The organism is Thiocapsa sp. (assembly GCF_035467215.1).
GTDB lineage: Bacteria > Pseudomonadota > Gammaproteobacteria > Chromatiales > Chromatiaceae > Thiocapsa.
On the sequence record NZ_DATITZ010000130.1, the window covers coordinates 1 to 5238 of the forward strand.

General features: G+C 61.8%; 5 protein-coding genes. 4 read left to right on the plus strand and 1 reads right to left on the minus strand.

Going from position 1 to position 5238, the window contains the following annotated elements:
* The coding region (locus tag VLR48_RS07560; RefSeq protein ID WP_325291195.1) for a glycine--tRNA ligase subunit alpha at positions 1 to 376 on the minus strand (376 nt) is incomplete at its 3' end.
* A 250-nt stretch (positions 377 to 626) separates the two neighbouring features.
* Here VLR48_RS07560 and VLR48_RS07565 point away from each other — a divergent pair.
* From VLR48_RS07565 to VLR48_RS07580, 4 genes are all read left to right on the plus strand, one after another.
* Positions 627 to 1781: a cation diffusion facilitator family transporter gene (locus VLR48_RS07565; protein WP_414718594.1), complete on the plus strand. Its 1155-nt coding sequence runs from the start codon at positions 627 to 629 to the stop codon at positions 1779 to 1781.
* Between the two features lie 482 nt (positions 1782 to 2263).
* On the plus strand, positions 2264 to 3667 hold the full coding sequence (gene glnA / locus VLR48_RS07570) for a glutamate--ammonia ligase (RefSeq protein WP_325291197.1): 1404 nt from the start codon (positions 2264 to 2266) through the stop codon (positions 3665 to 3667).
* 94 nt (positions 3668 to 3761) lie between these two features.
* On the plus strand, positions 3762 to 4280 hold the full coding sequence (locus tag VLR48_RS07575) for a DUF4124 domain-containing protein (protein WP_325291198.1): 519 nt from the start codon (positions 3762 to 3764) through the stop codon (positions 4278 to 4280).
* A gap of 217 nt (positions 4281 to 4497) precedes the next feature.
* The coding region (locus tag VLR48_RS07580) for a two-component system sensor histidine kinase NtrB (RefSeq protein WP_325291199.1) at positions 4498 to 5238 on the plus strand (741 nt) is incomplete at its 3' end.

Here is a 5238-nt window from a genome sequence, read left to right on the forward strand (position 1 = left end):
GGGACTCCCAGTTGTCTTCGACGAATCGGATATCATGCACGAGCGGATCGATCCCGATACGGCGCAGTGACTCGAGGTAGAGATCCTGGATCTCGAGCGGCGAAGGTTTCAGGACGACCTGGTATTGGTAGTAATGCTGGAGGCGATTCGGATTTTCGCCGTAACGTCCGTCGGTCGGACGACGCGAGGGCTGGACATAGGCGCTGCGCCAAGGCTCGGGGCCGATGGATCGCAGAAAGGTTGCCGGATGGAAGGTTCCCGCGCCCACCTCCATGTCGAGGGGCTGAAGGATGACGCATCCCTGCTCGGCCCAGTAACGCTCGAGGGCAAAAACGAGGCCCTGAAAGGTCGAGACATCCTCGCGATCGAGACTCAAGATCGTACTCCTTCGGCCCAGTGTTGACGGAAATCAAGCAGTATAGCGCCGATCGGCGAGGCCGCGGCAACGTCGCAACGATCGCCCGATCGCCGACGGCGTCCGATCGGCGCGGCCGATCCGCGGGGATCGTCTCGCCGCGCCGGCCGGTCCACGCAAATCGCGTCGTCGCCTGGTACTCTAGCGCCATCGACCCCGCGAATCCCCGGCCCCGATCCGGGCTCGAAACCCAACCTTGATTCTTCCCGCCATGCGCACGCCCAAAGACGCGTCAGCCGAACGCCGCCACGCCGTGACACACACGGCCATCGTCGGGGCGGTGATCAATCTCGTGCTGTCCGTCATGAAGATCATCGCGGGAGTCTTCGGATACTCTCAGGCGCTCGTTGCCGACGGGATCCATTCGCTCTCGGATCTCTTCTCCGACCTCTTGGTCCTTTTGGCCGGCCGCCGCGCCAGTCAAGGACCCGATCACGATCATCCATACGGGCACGCCCGGTACGAAACGGTTGCAACCCTTGTGCTGGGTTTACTGCTGATCGCCGTGGCCGTCGGCATCGCCTGGGATTCCATCGAGCGGTTGTTTCAGCCGGCAGCCTTACTCCAACCGGAGCCATTGACCCTGCTCGCGGCCTTGGCATCGATCTTGGTCAAGGAATGGCTTTACTGGTGGACGCTCGGCTATGCCAAGCGCGTCAAGTCGGATCTGCTGCGCGCCAACGCTTGGCACCATCGAACGGATGCCGTGTCTTCGGTGGTCGTCCTGGTCGGGATTGCCGGGACCATGGCCGGCCTAGCCTATCTGGACGCGATCGCGGCGGTCGTGGTCGCGATCATGATCGCAATGATCGGCTGGGAGCTGGGCTGGGAGGCCATCAACGAACTGGTCGATACCGGGCTGGAGTCCGAGCGGCTGAAGGAGGTCAAGGAGACCATTCGATCGGTCGGCGGCGTGCGTGACATCCACATGCTTCGCACCCGTCGCTATGCCGGACTGGTCTCGGCCGACGTCCATGTCCTGGTCGATCCCCTCGTCAGCGTTTCCGAAGGACACATGATCAGCCTTTTGGTGGAACATCGACTCAAGCGCGAGATCGACGAGATCACCGATGTGACCGTGCATATCGATCCCGAAGACGACGATCGGTTTCCTCCTCCGGTCGGGCTCCCGTTGAGGGCCGAGGCGATGGCCCGCCTCGCTTCGCTCTGGTCGGCGATTCCGGAGGCGAACGAGCGCGAGAGGATCGTCTTCCATTACATCCGGGGGCAGATCGACATCGAGGTCCATTTTCCGCTGGCCGCGTGCCGGCGACAGGGCGCGGATGCGGTCTCGCTGCGCGAGCGCCTCGCCGCAGCGATCACGGACGATCCGGTGTTTCGCGATGTGCGAATCCTGTTCGGGTAGCGGATGCATCATCTTGGTGCGATCGTGACCGATGAGCCTCATTGAGGTGCAACTATGCCGGAGCAGGCGGCGGATCCTCTTGTCGCCTGTTCCCCATCGGCGGGTCTCGGACGGCTGAGATCAACCGGCTACTCTTGTCGCGCCTAAAGTCTCCTCATTAAAACAAAGTCTTGAGATCACTTCGGGCTGATAGCTGCCCACCGATCCAGTCAGGGGAAGACCCCGAGCGATGTTTTGGCTCGGTAGATGCTAGACGGCCCCGAGGTGATCGACAGCGCCGGATGTCCCCGGTGTCTTCTTCGACGCGGAGGACATCCATACAGACCGACATCACCGCGACGCGCCGACCCACCGCGAGTCGTGCAGCCTGACGGGCGACCTGCTAGGCTCCAAGCCGCCTCGGCGCGCCCGAAGGCGACAGAACGACCACGCCGCCGTCCGGCCATGTTTCCCCCGAACCCACAGCAGCGGAGAAATCCCAAATGACAGATGTGATCAAAATGATCAAGGACAACGACGTGAAGTTCGTCGACCTTCGCTTCACCGACACACGCGGCAAGGAGCAGCACGTCTCCATGCCATCCCGGGTGGTCGACGAAGACCTTTTCCGGGACGGCAAGATGTTCGACGGCTCCTCGATCGCGGGCTGGAAGGGAATCGAGGCCTCGGACATGGTCCTGATGCCGGAACCCTCCACCGCCGTCATGGATCCCTTCACGGACGAGAATACCCTGATCATCCGCTGCGATATCCTGGAGCCCGACACCATGACCGGGTACGAGCGCGACCCGCGCTCCCTGGGAAAGCGTGCCGAAGCCTACCTGAAGTCGACGGGAATCGCCGATACGGCTTACTTCGGTCCGGAACCTGAGTTCTTCATCCTGGACGACGTGCGCTGGGGCGCAGACATGAGCGGCGCCTTCTACAAGATCGATTCCGAAGAGGCGGGCTGGAACTCGGAGCGCGTCTTCGCCGACGGCAACATGGGGCATCGCCCGAGCACGAAAGGCGGCTACTTCCCTGTCCAGCCGGTTGATTCGCTGAACGATATTCGCGCAGCCATGTGCCTGACGCTCGAAGAAATGGGTGTACCGGTCGAGGTGCATCACCACGAGGTCGCAACCGCGGGTCAATGCGAGATCGGCACCCAGTTCGATACCCTTGTTTCGCGCGCCGATAAAAATCAGATCACCAAGTATGTCGTTCAAAACGTTGCGCATGCCTACGGCAAGACGGCGACCTTCATGCCCAAGCCGTTGGTCGGCGACAACGGCAGCGGCATGCATGTGCATCAGTCGCTGAGCAAAGACGGCCAGAATATCTTCGCCGGCGACAAGTACGCAGGCTTGTCCGACACCGCCCTTTATTACATCGGCGGTATCATCAAGCACGCCCGCTCTCTCAACGCCTTGACCAACCCCTCCACCAACTCCTACAAACGCTTGGTGCCGGGATTCGAAGCCCCCGTGATGCTCGCCTATTCGGCGCGCAACCGCTCCGCCTCCGTTCGCATTCCCTATGTCGCCAGTCCCAAGGGCCGTCGCATCGAGGTCCGTTTCCCGGATTCGACCTGCAATCCCTACCTGGCTTTCGCCGCGATGATGATGGCCGGTCTGGACGGCATCCAGAACAAGATCCATCCTGGCGATGCCATGGATAAGGATCTCTACGATTTGCCGCGCGAAGAGGCCAAGGCCATCCCGACGGTCTGCCACTCGTTGGATATGGCCCTGGAATACCTGGACAATGACAGGGAATACCTCACCGCCGGCGGCGTGTTCACCGACGATCTGATCGATGCCTACATCGCTCTGAAGATGGGCGAGGTCACACGCATCCGCATGACCACGCATCCGGTCGAGTTCGACATGTATTACAGTCTCTAAGCTCGAGCATCTTTCGGGCGTGTAGACGAGGCCCCGTAAGGGGCCTCTTTCGTTTCCGGTTGAGCCCGAAATCCGGGTCGACTATTCTTCGGCCATGATCAAACACCTGTTCGTCGCCCTCGCTTTATTTGCGCCCCAGGGGTCTAGCGCGGAGATCTTTCGCTGGGTCGACACCGACGGACGCACCCATTTCTCGGATCGACAATCTCCGGATGCGGCGGCGCCGCGCATCGTTCCCGATACCGGTCCAGCCGGTGAATCCGCCCCGAAGGGTGCGGCTCCGGCGGGCGATGAGCCGTTTCTCGGGCCATACGCGGCCTTCGACTTCCTGGCACCGGCCACGGGAGCGGTCCTGATTCAGCCGACCGACGCGCTCGAAGTCCAGCTGCTGTTGGAGCCGCCATTGCTCGACGGGCATCGTCTTGACCTCGTACTCGACGACCGCGAGGTCCCCGTCGAGGCAGGATCGACACAATTTCAAATCCAGGGCGTCGGCTTCCAAGCGCACCGCATTCAAGCGCGCGTGCTCGATGCGCTCGGCAACATCGTCGCCTCGACCCCGTTGCTGGATGTCGAGCTGCGCCAATCGCCTCCCCCCGGGGTTTTACCCTAAGCTCCAGTTATTGAAAGGGCTTTCCCGATCGGCTCAGGCCGCGCCGCGATGGTATGAGTTTCGCATGTCCTCGGTGTCGATATGCCGACCCGAGTCCGCGTGTCGCGCCGTTCGCCTGCGTAGAGCCTGTCGCAGCCCGATCGTCGACGCCAAACCCTCCGTCTTCGCGTGCGTCCTCGGTCACGCGCGAGCTTGTCAGCCGTTCGGATGAGTAATCATGAGTATTCAGCCAGCCCCGAAGCCGGCCCTAGAGCGGACGATTCTCGATCACCTGAACACGGCTGTCCTACTATTCGACAAGGAGTTACGTCTCCTTTACCTCAATCCCGCTGCCGAGATGCTCTTTGAAATCAGCGCGCGACACATGATCGGACACCATGCTCTGGACCTCCTTCCCTGCCCCGACCATCAGGTTGAAGAGCGTCTGAAAGCCGCCTTGGATTCGCGCCACCCCTTTACCGAACGAGAGATCAATGTCGTCGCGGGCGACGGGCGCACCAAGACGGTGAACTGCACCGTCTTGCCGTTGCACCATTTCGATGCGCAGGATCAAGTGCTCGTCGAGCTCGCGCAGGTCGACCGCCAACTTCGGATCACCCGCGAGGAACATCTGCTTTCTCAGCACCAGGCAACCCAGGCCCTGATCCGGGGTTTGGCGCACGAGATCAAGAACCCGCTCGGCGGACTGCGCGGTGCCGCGCAGTTGCTCGAACAGGAGCTACCCGACCCCGGGTTGCGTGAATACACGCGAATCATCATCGACGAGGCCGACCGGCTCCAGGAGCTGGTCAACCGTATGGTCGGCCCCAGTCGCTTGCCGCGACGTGCCTCGGTCAACATCCACAATGTCCTCGAGCATGTCCGTGGACTTATCCTCGCGGAGTCGCCGACGGGTCCCCGCGTGCAGCGTGACTATGACCCGAGTATCCCGGATTTCATGGCTGATCAGGACCGCTTG